The organism is Colwellia sp. MB3u-55, from assembly GCF_014076785.1.
Taxonomy (GTDB): Bacteria; Pseudomonadota; Gammaproteobacteria; order Enterobacterales; family Alteromonadaceae; genus Colwellia_A.
The window spans coordinates 80,209-102,764 of the sequence record NZ_JACGUS010000117.1; the positions used below are offsets into that span (position 1 = coordinate 80,209).

The following is a 22,556-nucleotide window of genomic DNA, read 5'->3' on the forward strand; positions in this document are numbered from 1 at the left end:
GCCCTTATTCATAAAAGGTCGATATATTTCTCTTATATTGGCCTTTTTTAATCCCAACACACTTAGCGCTTTTACTGGCTCTTTACAGGAGTAACTCTTATGACTCAAACAACAGATACCAATCGCCAAATGGTGCTAGCATCAAGACCCGTTGGCGCGCCAAAAGCAGAAAATTTTAATCTCGTTACTAGTAATAAACCCATCCCTCAAGCTAACGAAGTATTACTTCGTACGGTTTTTCTTTCACTCGACCCTTATATGCGAGGGCGAATGAATGATGCTAAGTCTTATGCCGATCCCGTCGCTTTAAATGCAGTGATGGTGGGTGGAAGTGTTTGTCGAGTAGAAGAGTCAAATCACAACGATTACACAAAAGGTGATTGGGTTGTCGCTTTTGGTGGCTGGCAGGATTATAGCGTTATTCATGGTAGTGAATTGCTCAAGCTTGATAATGATATGGTTAACCCGTCTCATGCCTTAGGTGTTTTGGGTATGCCTGGGCTAACGGCTTACATGGGTTTATTGGATATCGGTCAACCAAAAGCAGGTGAAACGGTAGTCGTTGCTGCGGCAACAGGAGCGGTTGGAAGTTTAGTGGGTCAAATAGCTAAATTAAAAGGCTGTAAAGTGATCGGTATTGCTGGCGGTGAGACTAAATGTACCTATGCAGTTGACAGTTTAGGGTTTGATCATTGTCTTGATCATAAAAGTGATGACTTAGCTGAGCAACTAGCGGCCGTTTGTACATCAGGGATTGATGTCTATTTTGAAAACGTTGGCGGTAAAGTCTTTGACGCTGTTATGCCACTATTAAATAGCTGTGCCCGTATTCCTTTGTGTGGCTTAATTTCTCAGTACAATGCGACAGAATTACCTAGTGGACCTGACAGACTTTCTTCATTGATGGGAACACTACTTGTTAAGCGTATAAAAATGCAAGGTTTTATTGTCTTTGATGATTATGGTCATCGTTATAACGAGTTTAGCGAGCAAATGGTAAAATGGTTAATGGCAGGTGAAATTAACTATAAAGAGCATTTAATTACCGGACTAGAAAATACAGTAAATGCTTTTATTGGTTTATTAGAAGGTGAGAATTTTGGTAAGTTAATTGTGCGAGTAGGCCCTGACAATATTGACTAACAGTTAACCAAGCTCTACTTTATTATGGGTGTTTTATTAAGAAAAAAGCCACGGTTGAGTGGCTTTTTTATGTGTTGGTTATAGCAAGTTAAGGACCTATATCACTGGATTTAAACCGTTACTTTATTCGCGTTTGGCTTAACATTATTACAGTAATGATAAGATATCTAAGGGGGTTTCAGCGTGATAGTCTGCTTGCCAGTTTTTACAATCTTCACCAGCGATAATATAGCCCCACTTTGCAATGACGGTAGTTGCTTGAGCACTATTGCCGGCTTCAATATCACGCAAAGCGTCTCCGACATACAAACATAGCTCACTTGGCACTGATATTTGTTCACAAGCTTTGAGGATAGGCTCTGGGTGTGGTTTTCGGTTGGTGAAAGTATCACCACCAACCAGTGATAAACATTTTTCGAATTCACTATAATAAGGCAATAATAGTCTTGTTAAACCTTCTGGCTTATTCGTCACAACACCCCAAGGAATGTTTCGTTCATTCAACGTCAACAGTAATTGAGCTACGCCAGGATAAAGACAGGTATGTACCGCAATATTTTCTTGGTAATAAGTGAGGAATTCCGCGCGTAACTCCTCGTAATCATAGTTTTTTAAAGCTTGTGCAAAACCAAGGGTTAATAACCCTAATGCACCATCAGAAGCGATTGGACGATAATCTTCACGAGCCACTTCTGCTAAGTTATATTTTCGTAAAACGTAGTTAAGTGCTGCACCTAAATCATTAGCAGTATCTAATAAGGTGCCATCAAGATCAAATAATACCCCTGAAATTTTAGTATTTCGCAATGGACATTCCCTTATTTAAATTTTTTGACAACAAAGAATATAATTTACATCTAGTGATGAAATAAGTTTGTGATTCTCTGTCAGCGGGTTGTAATGAATGCCTGCGGCATCAATGCATTTGAGATCAAATGATTCAGCCCAGCCAATTAAGGTCGATGGACGAATAAAACTTTTGTGGTCGTGTGTACCGTCCGGGACTATTTTAAGGACTTTTTCGGCGGCAACAATAGCCAATAAATATGATTTTATTGATTTGTTTAAGGTTGAAAAAAAGACATAACCACCGGGTTTTATCATTTTAGCGCAAGCTTCTATAATTGAAGCGGGATCGGGTACGTGCTCAAGCATTTCCATACAAGTGACGACATCAAATGTTTTGGGTTGATCAATCGCTTTGTCTTCGGCGGGTATTTTTTGATAATCGACCGTTAAACCACTCTCCAACGCATGCAATCTAGCTACATTTAATGGCTCTTCGCCAAGGTCAATCCCAGTAACATCGCCACCAAGCTTGGCTAAACTCTCGGCTAAAATACCACCACCACAGCCAACATCAATAATTTTTTTACCAAAAATATCACCGACATGCTGACAAATAAATTGTCGACGAATAGGGTTTATTTGATGCAATGGTTTAAAATCGCCATCAAGGTCCCACCACTGGCTTGCAACTTTTTCAAATTTGGCTATTTCTTCTTCATTTACGTTAACAGTTTTAGTGTTGTTAGTTGTTGACATTACATTTTCATTATTTTAATCAATTATTGTCAGTAATTCTAAACTAAAGTAAATGGTTCGCCTAGTACTGAACGTTGAGTTTGTTATCCTCGTTAAAAGTGGATAAGTCATAGCTAATGCAGACGAGCCAAAACTGAGAAAGCAGGGCACATTAAGACTTTTTTATAGCGATTATCTTACTCATTACTGATTTTTATCAGCTAATGCCCCTTAATTTAAGTCTTTATTTACCAAGATTTAGCAGTAAAAATAAAGTCTTATGTTATAAGTTGTTGATTTAAATGTGGTTGTTACTTTTGTTTTGTCTTTTTTATTTAACATTTCAATAACATACTTGTAATGTGTGAAACATTGATGTTATGTTCATTGCTGCTTCGAAAATGACGTATCACTCTCATTTGAAATTCCCCCAGCAAAATAATAATTAAAATTAACCTAATAGGTAGGAATATAGATGTCGAATAAGATAACAAAGAAATCATTAATATTGACCACTGCAAGTATATTGTCGGTATCAATATCGACAGCACTTTACGCTGCTCAACCACTTAGCATACAAAACGCAGATAATGTATTATCTGAAGTGACCAGTTCACCCTTACCCAAACGCTTTATAATCAAATACAAGCAAGCAGCTAATAACCAAGCAGGCAGTAATCAAACAACTAGTTTCATCGGTAGCCAAAACGCCTTTGTTCGCCTTGCCGCCGTTAAGGAAAAATTAAAGAGATTACGGGTCAATGTTAAAGCCGAATTTCCAGATGTTAATATGATCAGTGCTGAGCTATCTACATCACAAGTGATGAATTTAGCGATGGACAATAATGTGGAATACGTAGAAGAAGATTTACCACGTCGCTTTATGGCACAAACGGTGCCTTATGGTATTGGCATGGTTCAAGCCGATCAAGTTGACGATATGATTGCTTCTGCCAACGCTGGCGGTAAGAAAATATGTATTATTGATTCAGGTTTAGACTTACCTCATGAAGACATGGGGGCACAAGGAGGCACAATAACTGGTACAAGCAATAGCGGTACAGGTAACTGGTATGATGAAGGTGGTCCGCACGGTACTCACGTAGCAGGAACAATTGCCGCACTTAATAATGGTATTGGCGTTCGTGGTGTTATTGGCACCGATCCTAATTTGCACATTATAAAAGTATTTAATGCTGCGGGATGGGGATACTCTTCAACACTTGTTAGTGCTATTAACGATTGTGTCAGTAATGGTGCAGACGTTATTAACATGAGCTTAGGTGGTTCTGGTTCAAGTACCAGCGAACAAAATGGTATTCAAGCGGCCTATGATGCAGGCGTTTTACTTATAGCTGCAGCCGGTAATGATGGTGTTGCTACAGCAACGACTGATTTAGAAAGCTTTCCTGCTTCTTACGATGCAGTGATGTCAGTTGCTGCTGTTGACAGTAATAAAGCCTTAGCTGACTTTTCACAAAAAAATAGCCAAGTAGAGATATCTGGCCCAGGCGTTGATGTTTATTCTATTTATCCTGAAGGTTCAGGTTCAGTCGTTGAAGTCTCTGTCGCTAATGTCGGTTATACCGCTAATGCAATGGAAAACCAAGGTCAAGCAACGGGCTCTCTCTATGACTTTGCCACGGGCGAAGCTATAGATACAGGCGCTGCAGGTAGTGTTTGTTTAATCCAACGTGGCAATATTTCGTTTTATGATAAAGTTAAAGCTTGTCAAGACAGCGGAGGTGTAGGTGCAATTCTTTATAACAATGCACCGGGAAGCTTTGGTGGCACGTTAGGTGATGCAAACGCAACTTCTATCCCAAGTGTTACTGTATCTGATACGGACGGCGCAGCGATGAAAAATAATATAGGCTTAAGCGCCAGTATAAATATTGGCGCGGGTAATTATGGCAAAATGAGTGGCACTTCAATGGCATCTCCTCATGTTGCTGGTGTTGCTGCCTTGGTATGGAGTCATCACCCAAGCTGTACTAACGTTGAAATTCGTAACGTATTAAATAGTAGTGCACAAGATTTAGGTGCTGCGGGTCGCGATGTTAAATTTGGTTATGGTTTAGCCCAAACTAAAGATGCGATCGATTACATTACCGCAAATGGATGTGATGGCTCTGGCGGTGACACTGGCGGTGGTGGTGGAACAATACCAGATACTGTCCTTGAAAATGGTCAGGTTAAAACTGAGTTAACGGCTGCAACGGGTAATGATTTAGTTTTCACTATGGAAGTACCTGCTGGTGCAACAGATATTAATTTTGCGATGACAGGTGGTAGTGGTGATGCTGATTTATATGTGAAGTTTGGTGCTGAGCCAACTGACAGTGTTTACGATTGTCGCCCTTATCAATCAGGTAATGTTGAATCGTGTGCAAGTACACAAGCAGGTGGCATTTACTACGTAAGACTTAAAGCCTATAGTGATTTTGCCGGTGTTAGTTTAACGGGTAGTTACACTGAACCTTCTACGGGTGGTGGTAATACAATTAATCCGATTGATACCACAATTAATAATGTTAATGTTGCAAGAAGAACATGGAAACGTTACACCCTTGATTTAGCCGATGGTTATGCCGATCTAACGGTTACACTTTCAGGTGGTTCAGGTGATGCAGATTTATATGTAACACAAGGTAAACAGTCAACAACGTCTGTTTATGATTGTCGCCCTTATAAAAATGGTAACAATGAAGCTTGTAACTTTACCGACCCAGCTAAAGGTGTATGGTATGTCGATATCTACGGCTATTCAGCAGCTTCAGGTATAACATTAAATCTACAAGCTACACCCAAATAATCTAAAGAAAGGGGCAACCCGTTCACTTTATGTTGATAAATAAAACCCTGCTTCGGCAGGGTTTTTCGTTAGATCTGTTGTAAAAAGAAGATGATATAGTTACTTGACACAAAATGGGCTGTAATTGCATCTTGAAGTTTAATAGCTATAAATATAAATTGTCACTTAATAGGTACGATGCGAAAAAATCTAAGAGGTCATGATGAAAACAGTAATAGAACAACTGTCTAGCTATAAAAGCGTTCACTTAAACAGAAAAAATATTCATACACACTTTATTGGTGTGCCAATGATCATTTGGTCAATTGCCTTATTACTTGCCAGTGTATCCTTTGAAGTTGTTATCAATAACTACTTAGGCGTTGCACAAGTTAACTTTACTTTAGCCGCCATACTTTCAATTGCGGTGTTTATTTATTATTTAATATTGTCGTTACCTCTTGCGTTACTGGCGTTCATTTTGTTTGGCCCGTTAATGTGGAGTGTTCATGAAGTTGTAAAAGTAGAACATCATATTATTATTGCAATAAGTGTCTTTATTATTGGATGGGTTATTCAATTTGTTGGTCATCATTACGAAAAAGCAAAGCCGGCATTTTTTGATGATATTAACCAATTATTTATTGGACCATTATTTGTAATTGCGGAAATTTATTTTTCATTAGGACAAGGGAGAATATTAAATAAAAAAATTACTGAAAAAGCCATTGAGAAACGCCGTATATTTGAACAAAAAAAGCACAATAATATATGTTGAGTTAAAATGGTGAACAATAAACAACCATTTGGAAGTTAATGACTTTTCAGTGCTACCATTTTAAGTACTTTTAAGATAATAAAGCGGTATGGCATCTCATTAAAAATATGATAGTATGCTGTGTTAATTAATAATTATAATTTCGAAAAAACTTTCAAAATTCTTGCTAAGTTAAGGGATACCATCGACTTATGACCGATTTGTCAAACAATGTTGTACCCGTCAATATTGAAGATGAGCTAAAAAATTCTTATCTAGATTACGCCATGAGCGTAATTGTAGGCCGTGCATTACCAGATGTACGAGACGGCTTAAAACCTGTTCATCGCCGCGTATTATTTGCGATGAATGTACTTGGTAATGACTTCAATAAACCTTACAAAAAATCAGCACGTGTTGTTGGTGATGTAATAGGTAAATACCACCCACACGGCGATACTGCCGTTTACGATACGATAGTACGTATGGCGCAACCATTTTCATTACGCTATATGCTAGTAGATGGTCAGGGTAACTTTGGTTCGGTTGACGGTGACTCTGCAGCAGCAATGCGTTATACCGAAATCAGAATGTCAAAAATAGCACATTCTATTTTGGCAGATCTTGATAAAGAAACGGTAGATTTTGTACCTAACTATGACGGTACAGAACATATACCTGTTGTTATGCCAACGCGTATTCCTAATTTATTAGTGAATGGTACCTCAGGTATCGCCGTAGGTATGGCAACCAATATACCTCCTCACAATTTAACAGAAGTGATAAACGGCTGTTTAGCACTGATTGAAAATAGTGATTTGACCTTTGAAGAGATATTAGAATATATACCTGGTCCTGATTTTCCAACAGCCGGTATTATTAGCGGTCGTGCCGGTATTGAAGAAGCTTACCGTACTGGTCGTGGCAAAATTAAAATTCGCGCCCGTGCCGACATCGAAGTTCATGAAACAACCGGTAAAGAAACGATTGTTGTTCATGAATTACCTTATCAAGTAAACAAAGCCCGCCTTATCGAAAAGATGGCAGAGCTGGTAAAAGAAAAACGCCTTGAAGGTATTTCAGCGCTGCGTGATGAGTCTGATAAAGACGGCATGCGCATGGTTATTGAAATTAAACGTGGAGAAGTCGGTGAAGTTGTTTTAAATAACTTGTACAAACTTACCCAAATGCAAGTTTCTTTTGGTTTAAATATGGTGGCGTTAACTAACGGCCAACCTAAATTATTTAATATCAAGGAAATGCTTGAAGAGTTTATCCTTCATCGCCGTGAAGTTGTTACTCGTCGTACTATCTTTGAATTACGTAAAGCACGTGAACGCGCGCATTTACTAGAAGGTTTGTCGATTGCATTAGCGAACATTGACCCGATCATTGAATTAATTAAAAATTCACCAACGCCAAGTGAAGCAAAAGAAAAACTGCTGGCTCGTGGTTGGGATTTAGGTAATGTTGCTGATATGCTCAGCGCCGCTGGTGATGACGCAGCACGCCCTGAATGGGTTGAAGCTGGTTTTGGTATTCAAGACGGTCAATACTTCTTAACTATGCAACAAGCACAAGCGATATTAGATCTTCGCTTACATAAGTTGACTGGTTTAGAACACGAAAAAATCTTATCTGAATACAAAGCATTACTCGATATTATCGCTGAGTTATTACATATATTAGGTTCGCCTGAACGTTTAATGGAAATTATTCGTGAAGAGCTAGAAACTATCCGTAATGATTTTGGTGATGAACGTCGTACTGAAATTACTAATGCTTCGCATGACTTATCCATGGAAGACTTGATCACAGAAGAAGATGTTGTGGTTACGTTATCACATGAAGGTTATGTTAAATACCAAGTGTTAAGTGACTATCAAGCACAACGCCGTGGTGGTAAAGGTAAAGCAGCGACTAAGATGAAAGAAGAAGATTTCATTGAACGTTTACTCATTGCTAATACCCACGATACTATTTTGTGTTTCTCAGATCGCGGAAAACTCTACTGGTTGAAAGTGTTCCAATTACCTTTAGCGAGTCGTACTGCCCGTGGCCGACCTATTGTTAATATTTTACCGCTTGATGCAGGTGAACGTATTACCGCAATATTACCGGTTCGTGAATATGCAGAAGACAAGTTTATTATCATGGCAACGGCTTCAGGTACTGTTAAGAAAACAGCACTTACCGCTTATAAAAACCAACGTGCTAACGGTATTATAGCCCTTAACTTACGTGATGATGACACCTTAATTGGCGTTGCTATTACCGACGGTTACAACGATATTATGTTGTTCTCGGATGCGGGTAAAGTTGTTCGTTTTAATGAGAAACTTCGTGACAGTGAAACGGGTGAAATTAAATTAGATGCAGAAACAGGTGAAGAACGTTGGGCATTAAAACCTATCGGACGAACCGGTACTGGTGTTCGAGGTATTAAGTTAGAAGGTGATCAAAAGGTTGTGTCACTTATTGTGCCAGTTAATGATGGCCCAATATTAACGATAACCGAAAATGGCTTTGGTAAACGTACCGCGTTAACTGAATACCCAGCGAAAAGTCGTGCGACTAAAGGTGTTGTTTCTATTAAAGTTAGCGATCGAAATGGCCCAGTAGTTGGCGCTGTTCAGGTTGAAGATTTAGATGAAATAATGCTTATCACTGATAACGGTACTTTAGTACGTACTCGTGTTAATGAAGTTAGTGTTATTGGTCGTAATACTCAAGGTGTTCGTATTATTAGAACGGTTGAAGGTGAACATGTTGTTGCATTGCAACGTATTGACGAAATTGAAGAAGAAGACGTTCCTGAAGGAACGGAAGAAACTTCTGAGCAGTTAATCGCTTCGTCAACTGAGAGTACCTCAACAGAGGTAGCACCAGAAGCTGACAGTGATGAAGAACAACTCATCGAAAGTGATAACGAATAGTTACCGCTATAAATTCGGTTTAAAGGGCGGCTAATCACCGCCCTTTTTATGTTTAGGACGAACGTATGTCACGATCACATGGATGTGAATGAGTGACGATGTTCAGGACGAACGGTATTAAGCAAATGCAGGAGCATTTTTCCATTTGATGAGCAGTCTTATTTTACCCAAGAGAATGCTGACCAAATTGATGTTTATAATAAAAATAATTAAAACAGTTAGACCAAGTGCATCGACAAGCGTATTTAAAACTTTATAGAAGGTGTTGTGTTATATGTCTCATGTATTTAACTTTTGTGCCGGTCCTGCGATGTTACCTGTAGAGGTAATGAAAAAGGCACAAGCAGAATTTGTCAATTGGCAAGGTACGGGTAGTTCAGTGATGGAGCTGAGTCACCGCAGTAAAGAGTTTTTGGTAGTAGCCGCAAAAGCCGAAGCGGATTTACGTGATTTGATGGCAATACCAGAAAATTACAGTGTTTTGTTTTGTCATGGTGGTGGTCGAGGTCAATTTTCTGCGGTCCCTTTAAATTTTCTACCAAACGGCAAATCAGCCGATTATGTTATTTCTGGCTCTTGGTCAAAAGCTGCCGCTGCAGAAGCTGAGCATTATGGTGAAATAAACGCGATCAATGTTGTTAGTAAGGTTAAAGGCGAAACTCACGTATTACCAAGTAACGAGTGGGGCTTAAACCCTAATGCTGCCTTTGTACATTATTGCCCGAATGAAACCGTTGACGGTATCGAGATGTTTGATATTCCAGAAACTCATGGGGTGCCACTGGTTGCTGACATGTCGTCAACCATTTTGTCTCATGAAATTGACGTTAAAAAATTCGGTCTTATCTATGCCGGTGCGCAAAAAAATATTGGTCCCTCTGGTCTAACTATTGTTATTGTGCGTAATGACTTATTAGGCAATGCTCAATTAACAACGCCCTCAATCATGAATTATCAGGTGTTAGCAAAGAACGATTCAATGTACAATACGCCGCCAACCTATGCATGGTATTTAGCCGGTTTAGTATTTGAATGGTTAAAAGAGCGTGGCGGTGTTAAAGAAATTTCAAAGATAAACAAACAAAAAGCTGAGGTTTTATATGGTTATATTGATGAAAGTGCGTTTTATCAAAATCATATTGAAGCAAAGTATCGTAGTCTAATGAATGTGCCTTTTTGGTTAACAGATGAAAGCTTGAATGATGAGTTTTTAAAACAAGCAGAAGCGCAGGGACTAATGGCTTTAAAGGGTCATCGTATGGTGGGTGGTATGCGCGCCAGTATTTATAATGCTATGCCATTAGTGGGTATAACTGCGTTGGTTGCTTTTATGAAAGAATTTTCCGCTAAAAACAGCAAGTAATAACAAGTAAAGTAATCATTTTATCTTTGTTTTATCGCTCGTTTATAGTGCTGGCGAGCAACATCAGTAATTATATTTAGTAAAAGTGATTGAAAAATTGTCATAAAAAAACATTAATTTAATGGAAAAAAAATGTCTCAAGTAAATAAAACATTAACTATCACCACAGGCCTTGCCGGAAAAGTATCCGGAGATATCATTGTACCGGGTGACAAGTCATGTTCGCATCGCTCTATTATGTTTGGCTCTTTAGCTGAAGGTACCACGCATGTTTCGGGTTTCTTACCTGGAGACGATTGTTTAGCAACAATGAATGCGTTTAAGGCGATGGGCATAAAAATAGAAGGCCCTGACAAGCAACAAAATGTTGTTATTCATGGCAAAGGTTTACGTGGTTTAACCGCACCTCAAGAAGCTTTAAATATTGGTAATTCAGGGACAACAATCCGATTAATGTCGGGATTACTCGCCGGACAAAATTTTGCATGGCAAATGGCTGGTGACAGTTCTTTAAATAAACGTCCTATGGCACGCGTTGTTGACCCATTAAAATTAATGGGTGCAAATATCTCTGCTGCCAAAAATGGTACGCCACCGGTTATTTCACAAGGTATTGATGAAGGTCAAACCTTAACCGCGATTCATTACGACTTACCCATGGCCAGTGCACAAGTAAAATCTTGTGTATTACTTGCTGGTATTTATGCCGACGGCATTACCTCGGTAACCGAACCCGGTATTACTCGCGATCACACTGAACGCATGTTGACCGCCTTTGGTTATCCGGTAAAGGTTGAAGATACCCCTATGGGTAAAAAGGTTTCTATTGAAGGCGGCCATCAACTAACGGCTTGCGACATTCAAGTACCCGGCGATATTTCATCAGCAACATTTTTTATGGTTGCGGGTTTAATTGCTAAAGAAGGTCAGTTGACTATTCGTAATGTGGGTATGAACCCGACGCGTATTGGTGCTATTAATATTTTACAGCAGATGAATGGCGATTTGAGCATCATCAACGAGCGTATGGCGGGCGGAGAGCCTGTTGCTGATGTTGTGGTTAAATCATCACCATTAAAAGGTATTGATATAAACGAACGTGATGTACCGCTTGCCATAGATGAGTTCCCAGCGATATTTATTGCGGCTGCTTGTGCTGAAGGTACAACACGTTTACGTGGCGCGGAAGAATTAAGAGTGAAAGAAAGCGATCGCATTCAAGCAATGGCTGATGGCTTAAAAGAATTAGATATTGACTGTACTGTTTATGATGACGGTATAGATATTGTTGGTGGGCAATTAACATCAGGGACTATTCATAGTCATGATGATCACCGTATTGCCATGTCTTTTGCGATTAGCTCATTACGAGCTACTGGTGAAATTCAAATTTTAGAGTGTGACAATGTAGCGACTTCGTTCCCTAATTTTGTCACCTTAGCAAACCAAGTGGGACTAACGCTCAATCAAGCTTAAATTAAGTGACTAACTTAGTTTAACTTGCTTTAGTGTAGATAAAAATATGATAGAACAAATACCGGTAATAACTATAGATGGACCTAGTGGAGCAGGTAAGGGCACAGCCGCACGTTTAGTTGCAGAGCAACTTGGCTGGCACTTGCTTGACAGCGGAGCTATTTATCGTGTGCTTGCAGTGGCGACATTGCATCACCATTTAACTATCGAAGATGAAGAATCCTTGATCCCCATTGCTGCTCATTTAGACGTGCAATTTGAAATAACCAGTCAAGGTGAAGGAAAAGTTATTTTAGAAGGCGAAGATGTTAGTAATAGCATACGCACAGAGGAAGTTGGTGCTATCGCTTCTAAAATAGCAGCCTTCCCTCGGGTGCGTGAAGCGCTTTTACGTCGCCAACGTGCTTTTAAAGTCGCTCCCGGGCTTGTCGCTGATGGAAGAGACATGGGAACAATCGTTTTTAGTAACGCACCAGTTAAAGTTTTTTTAACCGCTTCTGCAGAAGAAAGAGCACAACGTCGATTTAATCAGTTGAAAGAGAAAGGTTTTGATGTTAAAATCGGGCGCCTTTTGGATGATATACGTCAGCGAGATGAGCGAGATCAGACCCGTACGGTCGCTCCCCTTATCCCAGCAGAAGGTGCGTTAATTGTTGATTCTACTGACCTTTCTATTGATGAAGTGGTTACCAAGATTTTAACATTTGCCAATGGCAAGTTAACGTAAACGAAGCTATATAGCTTCAAAATCAACCTATAGCCTACTGTACGGATGCACTGGGCACTATTAAATAACCCCATGAAACATTGATGTTGACTGGATTAATAACTGAGTTTATATGCAAGTTATGACTGAAAATTTCGCACAACTATTTGAAGAAAGTTTAAAAGAAATCGAAACACGCCCTGGTTCAATTATCAAAGGTACGATTGTCGCTATTACTAAAGACAATGTTATCGTTGATGCTGGCCTTAAATCTGAAAGTGTTATTGACATTAACCAGTTTAAAAACAACGCTGGTGAAGTTGATGTAAGCGTTGGCGATGAAGTCGACGTATCTCTTAAAGCTACAGATGACGGTTTTGGTGAAACTATTCTTTCACGTGATGACGCTAAACGTCATGAAGCGTGGCAAGTGCTTGAGAAAGCATATGAAGAAAAAGAAACTGTTATCGGTGTTATCAACGGTAAAGTTAAAGGTGGTTTCACGGTTGAAGTTAGCGATATTCGTGCTTTCTTACCGGGTTCATTAGTAGATGTTCGCCCAATTCGCGATACAACTCACCTTGAAGGCAAAGAATTAGAATTTAAAGTTATTAAGCTTGATCAAAAGCGTAATAACGTTGTTGTTTCTCGTCGTGCCGTTATCGAATCTGAAAGCAGCGTTGAACGTGATGCATTGTTAGAGTCATTAGCAGAAGGCCTAGAAGTTAAAGGTATCGTTAAGAACCTTACTGACTACGGCGCATTCGTAGACTTAGGCGGCATTGACGGCTTACTACACATTACAGATATGGCTTGGAAGCGCGTTAAGCACCCAAGTGAAATCGTAAATGTTGGTGACGAAATACAAGTTAAAGTATTGAAATTTGACCGTGAGCGCACTCGTGTATCTCTAGGTATGAAGCAGTTAGGTGAAGATCCATGGGTAGCAATTGCTAAGCGTTACCCTGAAGGCGCTAAACTTACTGGTCGTGTAACTAACTTAACTGACTACGGTTGTTTTGTTGAAATCCAAGAAGGCGTTGAAGGTTTAGTTCACGTTTCTGAAATGGATTGGACTAACAAAAATATCCACCCATCTAAAGTTGTTAACTTAGGTGACACGGTTGAAGTTATGGTATTAGAAATTGACGAAGAACGTCGTCGTATTTCTTTAGGCCTTAAACAGTGTATTGCTAACCCTTGGGAAGAGTTCGCTAAGAACTTCAACAAAGGCGACAAAGTATCTGGTAAGATCAAGTCAATTACTGACTTTGGTATTTTTATTGGTCTTGACGGCGGCATTGATGGTCTTGTTCACTTATCTGATATTTCATGGGCTGGCGGCGAAGAAGCTGTTCGTGAATACAAGAAAGGTGATGAAATCTCAGCTGTAGTATTACAAGTTGACCCTGAGCGCGAACGTATTTCTTTAGGTGTTAAGCAAACTGAAGATGATCCGTTTAATCAGTACCTTGCAGATACTAAGAAAGGTGCTATTGTTACAGGTAAGGTTATCGAAGTAGATGCTAAAGGCGCTAAAATTGAATTAGCCGAAGGCGTTGAAGGATACCTACGCGTATCTGATATTTCTAGTGAGCGTATCGAAGATGCGTCAACTGAATTATCTGTTGGTGATAGTGTTGAGACTAAGTTTATGGGTGTGGATCGTAAGAACCGTGCTATCAGCTTATCAATCAAAGCTAAAGACCAAGCAGAAGAACGTGAAGCTATGGATAACCTAAACCAAGTTGAAGAAACTGGTTTAAGTGCAATGGCTGCAGCGTTTAAAAACGCTAAAAACTAATTTAGACACTTGAAGGTGAGAAGTGTTTGAAACATAACCCTTCTCTTCGTTTAAAATCCATTGGTGAGAAGGTACTATTAACTTCAATCTAGTGAACACAGGAGGTCAAATGACCAAATCTGAACTTATTGAAAGATTAGCCGATAAATTAAGTCATTTATCAGCGAGAGATGTTGAACAATCTATTAAAGAAATCTTAGAAATGATGGCACAAACCTTGTCAAAAGGTGAGCGTATTGAAATTCGTGGTTTTGGTAGTTTTTCATTACATTTTCGTGCTCCTCGTGTTGGACGTAACCCTAAAACTGGCGAATCCGTTGAGTTGGCAGGTAAATACGTTCCTCATTTTAAACCTGGAAAAGAGTTACGTGAAAGGGTAAATCTTTCAATAGCGTAATTGATAAATTATCAATAAAACGGCATGCTATAATGGTATGCCGTTTTTTTTAACTTAATTTTCATCATAGGTAACTTATTTTGCGTATTTATATTACAGCGTTTTTACTGTTCAGCTTACTAGTCATCGCTTTTATCTTTGGTAGTCAAAATGAGCAGACCTTAACGTTGAATTATCTCATCGCCCGAACTGAACTATCAGTTGCTGCGGCTGTCAGTTTATTTACCACTTTGGGCTTTGTACTCGGCTTACTCTTTGCATTATTTTGGAAGTTTGTTCGAATGATAAAACCTAAAAAGTCATCCTCTAAAGAATCAGTGTAAATTATATGTTAGAACTATTGTTCTTATTACTCCCTGTTGCAATGGGCTATGGCTGGTTCATGGGCCGTAATAGTGTTAAACAAAATGATCACTCAGCTAAACAAGCCTTGTCGATAAAATATTCAACAGGCTTAAATTACCTCTTATCAAATCAACAAGATAAAGCGATAGACTACTTACTAGAAGCTCTTAAAGTTGAAGATGATACTGTTGAAGCACACTTTGCCATGGCCAATTTATTTCGTCGCCGTGGTGAGCTTGACCGCGCATTAAAAGTGCATGAGCACTTAGTTAGACAGAAACATTTATCCGCTAAAGATAAGCAACAAGCGGCTTATGAACTAGGTAAAGATTTCTTTAGTGCCGGCTTATACGACCGCGCTGAAACGATGTTTGAAAAACTGCTTAAATCAAAACACTATGGCTTAAAATCTCTTGATTATTTAATGCGTATTTACCAGTCTACTAAAGATTGGTCAAAAGGCATCAGTCATAAAAAAGCCATTGTTAAAACTAAAGATAAAAAACTTCTTCATAACTTAGCTAATTTTTATTGTGAATTAGCGACAACAGCCTTCGCAGAAGATAACTTTATTGAAGTCATAGAGTTATTAGAGTTGGCGTTGATTTATGATGCTAATTCTTGTCGTGCTAATTGGTTATTAGCTCAAATTTATGAAAAGCATCAACAGTTCAATGAAGCCTGCCGATGTTATCAAGACATCTATCTTCAGGATAAAGAATTCTTTCCTGATGTTATTGATGAAATGCAAAATTGTTATCATCAGTTAGATGCCGACGATGAATATTTTAAATTCATTAGAAAAGTTTATGATGAAACCGGTGGTTCGAGCGCACTGATAAAATACTTAAGTCATCTTGAAGCTAAATATGGCAACAAAAAAGCGAAAGAGTTTATTTTACTTGCCTTGAAAAAGCGTCCAACCATTAAAGGCTTTAAGCATTTTATTAAGATGCAAATGGTTAACTCTACTGAGCATGACAACACCGAAAATTTAGATATGATCAAAGAATTGATTGGCGCTTATTTGAATTTAAAACCCCGTTATAGTTGTCGAACCTGTGGTTTTAATAGTAGTAAACATTATTGGGCGTGTCCTTCATGTCATGACTGGGAACAATTGAAACCAGTTAGAGGCCTAGAAGGCGAATAATATCTAACTTCTTTGTTCTACATTTCAATGGCTGCATCTAAAGTACTCACTGATTAGCGTCAGCTGCGTGCTTTTTCTTTGCTTTTGAATCATAGAAGGTCAAATTAGAATATTATTAAAGAATTAAAGAATTAAAGAATTAAGAATTGAGGATTGAGTATGAATGATGCAAAAGTAGTTGTTGCCCTAGATTTCGATAAAAAAGCGGATGCACTTGCATTTGTTGAGAAGATCCAACCAAAGGATTGTCGCTTAAAAGTGGGAAAAGAAATGTTTACTCATTTTGGACCTGCGTTTGTTAAAGAATTGACGGGCCGTGGCTTCGATGTTTTTTTAGATTTAAAGTTCCACGATATTCCTAACACCGTAGCAAAAGCGGTAACTGCTGCAGCAGAAATGGGGGTATGGATGGTTAATGTTCATGCCAGTGGCGGACGTGAAATGATGGTTAAAGCTAAACAGGCATTAGAAAAATACGGTGATAACGCCCCATTACTTATTGCTGTCACTGTTTTAACCAGTATGAGTGAAGAAGACTTATTTGGCTTAGGTATTACACGAACGCCAGCCGAGCAAGTGATGCTGCTAGCAAAGTTGACAAAAGAAGCTGGCCTTGATGGTGTTGTTTGTTCAGCACAGGAAGCACAAAGCCTGAAAAGCGCTTTAGGTAAAGATTTTAAGCTTATCACGCCAGGTATTAGACCTGCTGGTACCGCCAGTGACGATCAAAAACGTATTATGACGCCAGAGCAGGCAATGGCCGTTGGCGTTGATTATTTAGTTATTGGCAGACCCATTACTCAAGCTGAAAACCCACAGCAAGTTTTGCAGTCGATTAATTTATCGCTTAATTAAGGTCAATCAGTATAATTTTATTAATGGCTATAAATTGACAAAGGTAAAATTTTATCCTAAACCTATTGACGTCTTGTTAATAATAAATTGACAGTTTATTGTTTGTGAGGCGCAATGGAATTTACAATAAAAGGATATAATCATGATTAATCTTTCAAAAATCTTACTTATTTGTCTCACCTTTACATTTTCTTCATTAAGCTTTGCTGACAATGTCGGCGGTAATGAGCCCAATGCCAATATGAATCAAGTTGACGAGCGTATTGATATAAACCATGCTGATATGAAGACCTTATCCTTATTAAAAGGCATAGGCATGAAAAAAGCAGCAGCTATTGTCAAATATCGAAATGAAAATGGTAGGTTTATCTCGGTCGAAGACTTGTTGAATGTTACAGGTATTGGCGAGAAAATATTAGCGTTAAATAAGTCAAAATTAACGATATAGTATTTCTTGAAAATAGAAAAAGGCTAAACAACTCAATTGTTTAGCCTTTTCAATTTTGCTTTTAAGTAAAATATAGAATTATTGACGCGATGTTAATTTTTTCTTGTGCAGAATAAACATCAGTATGCTGACATTTAATAGCCCAAACATCTTTATAGCCTAAACAGCTTAACTTTTTAGCCTTTTCAATTTTACTTACGAGTAAAGTACAGGGTTATTGGCGCGATGTTAATTTTTCTTGTGCAGAATAAACATCAGTATGCTGACATATAATAGCCCAAACATCTTTATAGCCTAAACGGCTTAATTGTTCAGCAGCAAGACTCGCCAGGACGCCAGTTGCACAATGAAGATATACGCTGGTTTTTATCAGTAGTGCAGTTACCAATATTCATTTCTAAAACACCACGCGGAATATTAACTGAATTTATCACTGGGCTTGTAGCGACTTCTTGCGCTTCACGTATGTCAATAAATAGGCTTTTCTCTTTTTGTTCACTTAGATAAGCATCATGAGCCGATGTGGTTTGTATGTTTTTTCTAATTTCAGCTATCAGTGTCGATATAGTTTTCAATATTTATAGAGGTCTTAATATTTAATGATTAAAAAGAGTCAATAATGTTTCTCTGCTAAAGATATATTAGATTGTGCTAATGTAGCTGTCAATAATGTAATGTTTGAATGCCAGCCTGCATGAATTTATAAATTTTAGACATAAAAAAAGAGCCGAAGCTCTTTTAAATAAGAATGTAAAAATTAAATTTTAGGAATTCTTATTTTCTTTTCTGGTGACTGACGATAAATAATTAATGTTTTACCAATTACTTGAACTTTAATTGACGCTGTTTCACGGCAAATAGCTTCAACAATTAATGCTTTACTGTCACGATCATCGGTTGGGATTTTAATTTTAATTAATTCATGATGATTTAATGAATAATCAATTTCGGCAACTACTGCCTCTGTTAAGCCGTTGTTACCCAATAAAACCACTGGTTTCAATGGGTGAGCAAGACCTTTTAAATACTGTATTTGTTTTTTATTTAGGCTCATTAACAATTTTCGTTACAAGTTAGCTTGAATTAATACTATTTTACCTCCATCTAGTCTGTAATACTAATAAAACGTTAAATCGTTTTGCATTATTAACAAATTAATTAAGTTAAATTAATGAGTAAAAAGAAATTAAGTAATAGTAGTACCCGTTGGATGCAAGAACACTTTGATGATGAGTATGTAAAAAAAGCTCAGAAACTCGGTGTGCGTTCTAGAGCATACTTTAAAATTGAAGAAATAAACGTTAAAGATAAGCTGATTAAAAAAGGTATGAAAGTGGTCGACCTAGGTGCTGCACCAGGAGGTTGGTCAGAATATGCGGTCAAAGCCGTTGGAGGTGGTGGGCAAATTATTGCTTGTGATATCCTGGCAATGGACCCTATTGCTGGTGTTGACTTTTTACAAGGCGACTTCAGAGAAGAACCGGTCCTTAATGCATTACTAAACCGTATTGGTGGCAAAGATATCGATGTTGTTATGTCTGACATGGCAGCTAATTTTACCGGTAATGACGGTGCTGATGCCGCAAGAAGTATGTATCTTGTTGAATTAGCACTAGACATGTGTAATCAGGTCTTAAAGAAAAATGGCGCGTTTGTTGTTAAAGTCTTTCAAGGAGCGGGATTTGAGCAATTTATGCAAGATTTAAGAGGAGTATTTAAAACAGTAAAAACCCGTAAACCAGATTCGTCACGTGCACGTTCACGCGAAGTATATTTGGTTGCTACCGGATTTAAATAGCTCCGAGCGTTAAATTATAGTAAATTACGACTCATCAACTTAAAAGTTTAGGTTGATTTCAGAACTAGCCGTTTATCTGTGCTAGTTAACGGTTAAGTAAAAGTTCATTCAAAGTACAAGAGGTCATTAAGTTGAGCGATATGGCAAAAAATCTTATTTTATGGTTGGTAATAGCGGTTGTTTTAATGTCGGTATTCCAAGGATTCACTCCGAGCACCACTACTGAACAACAAGTTGATTACACGCGTTTCATTAAAGATGTCCGTCAAGGACAGATTCGTGACGCAAATGTTGATCGTAATGGTGTTATCAAAGGCACAAAACGTAGTGGTGAAGCCTTTGTAACTGTTATTCCTGGTGGTTTCGATCGTGATTTAATTAACGACTTAGTTAAACAAGGTGTTAATGCTTCTGGTGAATTGCCAGAAGAAACTAGCTTTTTAACCACTATTTTTATCTCTTGGTTCCCAATGATTTTGTTGATAGGTGTGTGGATTTTCTTCATGCGTCAGATGCAAGGCGGTGGTGGAAAAGGGGCGATGTCTTTTGGTAAGTCTAAAGCGAAGCTTTTAAGTGAAGATCAGATAAAAACAACTTTTGCTGATGTTGCTGGTTGCGACGAAGCGAAAGAAGAAGTATCTGAGCTTGTTGATTACTTAAAAGAGCCAACTAAATTTCAGAAACTTGGTGGCCGTATTCCTTCAGGTGTCTTACTCGTAGGACAACCAGGTACAGGTAAAACCTTACTGGCAAAAGCTATTGCTGGTGAAGCTAAAGTACCATTCTTCACTATATCAGGTTCTGACTTTGTTGAAATGTTTGTTGGTGTTGGTGCATCTCGTGTGCGAGACATGTTTGAGCAAGCTAAAAAATCAGCCCCTTGTATCATTTTTATCGATGAAATTGATGCGGTAGGTCGCCAACGTGGCGCAGGTATGGGTGGTGGACACGACGAGCGTGAACAAACACTTAACCAAATGTTAGTTGAAATGGATGGTTTTGAAGGTAATGAAGGCGTTATCGTAATTGCCGCAACTAACCGTCCAGATGTTTTAGATCCGGCATTACTTCGTCCAGGTCGTTTTGACCGTCAAGTAACGGTTGGTCTACCTGATATTCGTGGTCGCGAACAAATTCTTAAAGTGCATATGCGCAAAGTACCTTTGGGTGACGATGTTAAAGCATCAGTTATTGCACGTGGTACACCGGGCATGTCGGGTGCAGATTTAGCTAACTTAGTTAATGAAGCCGCATTATTCGCTGCACGTTCGGCTCGCCGCACTGTATCGATGGATGAATTTGAAAAAGCGAAAGACAAAATATTAATGGGTGCTGAACGTCGTTCGATGGTTATGAGCGAAGAAGAAAAAGCGATGACAGCTTATCATGAAGCAGGGCACGCAATCGTTGGGCGTTTAGTGCCAGATCATGACCCCGTTTACAAGGTGAGTATTATTCCTCGTGGCCGCGCTTTAGGTGTCACTATGTATTTACCAGAACAAGACAGATTCAGTCATAGTAAACAGCATTTAGAAAGTAATATTTCGTCACTTTACGGTGGTCGTATTGCTGAAGAAATGATTTACGGTTTTGAGAAAGTTTCTACCGGTGCATCTAACGATATTGAACGTGCGACTCAACTTGCTCGTAAAATGGTTACTCAGTGGGGCTTTTCACAAAAATTGGGTCCAATGTTATTTGCCGAAGAGGAAGGTGAAGTGTTTTTAGGTCGTTCATCATCTAAATCGTTGAACATGTCTGACGAAACTGCACAAGCGATTGATATTGAAATCAAAGCATTTGTTGACCGTAACTATCAACGTGCAGAAAAAATATTGAACGAGAACCGTGATATTTTAGAGACAATGAAAGATGCGTTAATGCATTACGAAACTATCGATGCTAGACAAATCGATGACTTGATGGAACGCAGAGAAGTTCGTCCGCCAATGGCTGAGTGGGATAATCACTCTGATTCAAAGAAGCCACCTAAAGCTGATGACAACGCCTCTTCTGATACTAAAGAAGATAAAGCTGAGAAAAAAGAAGTAGCGCCAGATCTAGATAAACCTAGTGACGCCTCTGCTGATTAATAGCCTTTAAATATAGCCTCGATTAACGAGGCTTTATTTTATAAAAGCTAATTTACTTTGTTGACAGTAAATTGTTTTTTATAAAATAAATTTCTATACAGAATAATCACAAAGAGCATAAGTTTTGTTGAAAAATCTACCTTGTGGTACACATTTCCTTAATATTGAAACCCCGCAGGTGATGGGGATTTTAAATGTAACCCCAGACTCATTTTCTGATGGCGGACAATTCTCTCGTATTGACTCTGCATTAAGACAAGCCGAACAAATGATAGCCGATGGCGCCACCATTATTGATATCGGGGGCGAATCAACCCGTCCAGGCGCAAAAGAAGTTTCTGTTAAAGATGAGTTAGCGCGTGTTATTCCCGTATTAAAAGCCATTAATGCACGTTTTAATATCATTGTCTCTATTGATACCAGTAAAGCCGCGGTGATGTCTGAGGGCATCACTTATGGGGCAGGTATCATCAATGATGTTCGAGCTCTGCAAAATGAAGGTTGCTTAACGGTATTAGCACAAGACCAAGGTGTTGGTATTTGTTTAATGCATATGCAAGGTTTACCTCGAACCATGCAGCACAATCCTCACTACGTTAATTTAATAGACGACATTACCATTTTCTTTCAGGAAAGAATTTTAGCCTGTACACAAGCGGGTATTAATCGTTCTCGTCTTATTTTAGACCCTGGCTTTGGTTTTGGTAAATCGTTAGAACAAAATTATAGTTTATTGGCGAATATGGCTAAATTTCAATGCCTAGATTTGCCGATATTGGCAGGACTGTCGAGAAAGTCGATGATCGGTAATCTTCTTAATCGAGAGATTAATGAACGCCTAGCGGGTAGCTTAGCAACAGCTATTATAGCCGCTCAGCAAGGGGCAAGAATTATTCGTGTTCACGATGTAAAAGAAACAGTCGATGCTTTAAAGGTTTTAGAAGCTACCACCATAAATAGATAA

Annotated in this window: 20 protein-coding genes; 16 read left to right on the forward strand and 4 right to left on the reverse strand. The window is 38.6% G+C overall.

The genetic code is table 11. The features are described from left to right. The first annotated feature begins 99 nt into the window (after nt 1–99). Complete coding sequence (locus H4J66_RS13715; protein WP_182175584.1) at nt 100–1,143, forward strand: NADP-dependent oxidoreductase; 1,044 nt, start codon at nt 100–102, stop codon at nt 1,141–1,143. 147 nt (nt 1,144–1,290) lie between these two features. Here H4J66_RS13715 and H4J66_RS13720 read toward each other — a convergent pair whose 3' ends face one another. Beyond that, entirely contained in the window at nt 1,291–1,950 is a 660-nt protein-coding gene (locus H4J66_RS13720; protein WP_220463309.1) for an HAD family hydrolase, read from the reverse strand. A 15-nt stretch (nt 1,951–1,965) separates the two neighbouring features. Further along, complete coding sequence (gene ubiG, locus H4J66_RS13725) at nt 1,966–2,688, reverse strand: bifunctional 2-polyprenyl-6-hydroxyphenol methylase/3-demethylubiquinol 3-O-methyltransferase UbiG (protein ID WP_182175585.1); 723 nt, start codon at nt 2,686–2,688, stop codon at nt 1,966–1,968. A 454-nt stretch (nt 2,689–3,142) separates the two neighbouring features. On the opposite strand from ubiG, the gene H4J66_RS13730 reads away from it, so the two are divergent. From H4J66_RS13730 to H4J66_RS13785, 12 genes are all read left to right on the forward strand, one after another. Beyond that, the gene (locus tag H4J66_RS13730; RefSeq protein WP_182175586.1) at nt 3,143–5,482 is read left to right on the forward strand and encodes a S8 family serine peptidase; all 2,340 of its coding nucleotides are present in this window, start codon (nt 3,143–3,145) and stop codon (nt 5,480–5,482) included. Between the two features lie 199 nt (nt 5,483–5,681). Continuing rightward, nucleotides 5,682–6,239, forward strand: a complete 558-nt coding sequence (locus H4J66_RS13735; RefSeq protein ID WP_310650664.1) for an Mpo1-like protein — start codon at nt 5,682–5,684, stop codon at nt 6,237–6,239. Between the two features lie 191 nt (nt 6,240–6,430). Further along, a complete protein-coding gene (gene gyrA / locus H4J66_RS13740; RefSeq protein ID WP_182175587.1) occupies nt 6,431–9,154 on the forward strand; it encodes a DNA topoisomerase (ATP-hydrolyzing) subunit A in 2,724 nt (907 codons plus the stop codon). 274 nt (nt 9,155–9,428) lie between these two features. Then, nucleotides 9,429–10,517 carry a 3-phosphoserine/phosphohydroxythreonine transaminase gene (gene serC / locus H4J66_RS13745; protein ID WP_182175588.1) on the forward strand — a complete coding sequence of 363 codons (1,089 nt, stop codon included), beginning with the start codon at nt 9,429–9,431 and terminating at the stop codon, nt 10,515–10,517. Nucleotides 10,518–10,649: 132 nt separating this feature from the next. Beyond that, a complete protein-coding gene (gene aroA / locus H4J66_RS13750) occupies nt 10,650–11,993 on the forward strand; it encodes a 3-phosphoshikimate 1-carboxyvinyltransferase (RefSeq protein ID WP_182175589.1) in 1,344 nt (447 codons plus the stop codon). A gap of 46 nt (nt 11,994–12,039) precedes the next feature. Continuing rightward, the gene (gene cmk / locus H4J66_RS13755) at nt 12,040–12,720 is read left to right on the forward strand and encodes a (d)CMP kinase (protein ID WP_182175590.1); all 681 of its coding nucleotides are present in this window, start codon (nt 12,040–12,042) and stop codon (nt 12,718–12,720) included. Between the two features lie 121 nt (nt 12,721–12,841). Next, on the forward strand, nt 12,842–14,503 hold the full coding sequence (gene rpsA / locus H4J66_RS13760) for a 30S ribosomal protein S1 (protein WP_070376968.1): 1,662 nt from the start codon (nt 12,842–12,844) through the stop codon (nt 14,501–14,503). A 109-nt stretch (nt 14,504–14,612) separates the two neighbouring features. After that, a complete protein-coding gene (ihfB, locus tag H4J66_RS13765; RefSeq protein ID WP_070373831.1) occupies nt 14,613–14,900 on the forward strand; it encodes an integration host factor subunit beta in 288 nt (95 codons plus the stop codon). An 80-nt stretch (nt 14,901–14,980) separates the two neighbouring features. Continuing rightward, nucleotides 14,981–15,223 (forward strand): lipopolysaccharide assembly protein LapA domain-containing protein, encoded by a 243-nt coding sequence (locus tag H4J66_RS13770; RefSeq protein WP_182175591.1) that lies wholly within the window; start codon nt 14,981–14,983, stop codon nt 15,221–15,223. Between the two features lie 5 nt (nt 15,224–15,228). Continuing rightward, nucleotides 15,229–16,398, forward strand: a complete 1,170-nt coding sequence (gene lapB, locus H4J66_RS13775; protein ID WP_182175592.1) for a lipopolysaccharide assembly protein LapB — start codon at nt 15,229–15,231, stop codon at nt 16,396–16,398. Nucleotides 16,399–16,557: 159 nt separating this feature from the next. Continuing rightward, complete coding sequence (gene pyrF / locus H4J66_RS13780; RefSeq protein ID WP_182175593.1) at nt 16,558–17,253, forward strand: orotidine-5'-phosphate decarboxylase; 696 nt, start codon at nt 16,558–16,560, stop codon at nt 17,251–17,253. A gap of 142 nt (nt 17,254–17,395) precedes the next feature. Beyond that, nucleotides 17,396–17,701: a ComEA family DNA-binding protein gene (locus H4J66_RS13785; protein ID WP_220463310.1), complete on the forward strand. Its 306-nt coding sequence runs from the start codon at nt 17,396–17,398 to the stop codon at nt 17,699–17,701. A gap of 311 nt (nt 17,702–18,012) precedes the next feature. On the opposite strand, the gene H4J66_RS13790 is transcribed toward H4J66_RS13785, so the two are convergent. Both H4J66_RS13790 and yhbY read right to left on the reverse strand, forming a co-directional pair. Beyond that, on the reverse strand, nt 18,013–18,276 hold the full coding sequence (locus tag H4J66_RS13790; RefSeq protein WP_182175594.1) for a hypothetical protein: 264 nt from the start codon (nt 18,274–18,276) through the stop codon (nt 18,013–18,015). A gap of 182 nt (nt 18,277–18,458) precedes the next feature. Further along, a complete protein-coding gene (gene yhbY / locus H4J66_RS13795; RefSeq protein ID WP_070373826.1) occupies nt 18,459–18,755 on the reverse strand; it encodes a ribosome assembly RNA-binding protein YhbY in 297 nt (98 codons plus the stop codon). Between the two features lie 117 nt (nt 18,756–18,872). On the opposite strand from yhbY, the gene rlmE reads away from it, so the two are divergent. From rlmE to folP, 3 genes are all read left to right on the forward strand, one after another. Continuing rightward, entirely contained in the window at nt 18,873–19,499 is a 627-nt protein-coding gene (gene rlmE / locus H4J66_RS13800) for a 23S rRNA (uridine(2552)-2'-O)-methyltransferase RlmE (protein WP_182175595.1), read from the forward strand. A 131-nt stretch (nt 19,500–19,630) separates the two neighbouring features. After that, nucleotides 19,631–21,592 carry an ATP-dependent zinc metalloprotease FtsH gene (gene ftsH / locus H4J66_RS13805; RefSeq protein WP_070373824.1) on the forward strand — a complete coding sequence of 654 codons (1,962 nt, stop codon included), beginning with the start codon at nt 19,631–19,633 and terminating at the stop codon, nt 21,590–21,592. A 181-nt stretch (nt 21,593–21,773) separates the two neighbouring features. After that, the gene (folP, locus tag H4J66_RS13810; RefSeq protein WP_182175646.1) at nt 21,774–22,556 is read left to right on the forward strand and encodes a dihydropteroate synthase; all 783 of its coding nucleotides are present in this window, start codon (nt 21,774–21,776) and stop codon (nt 22,554–22,556) included.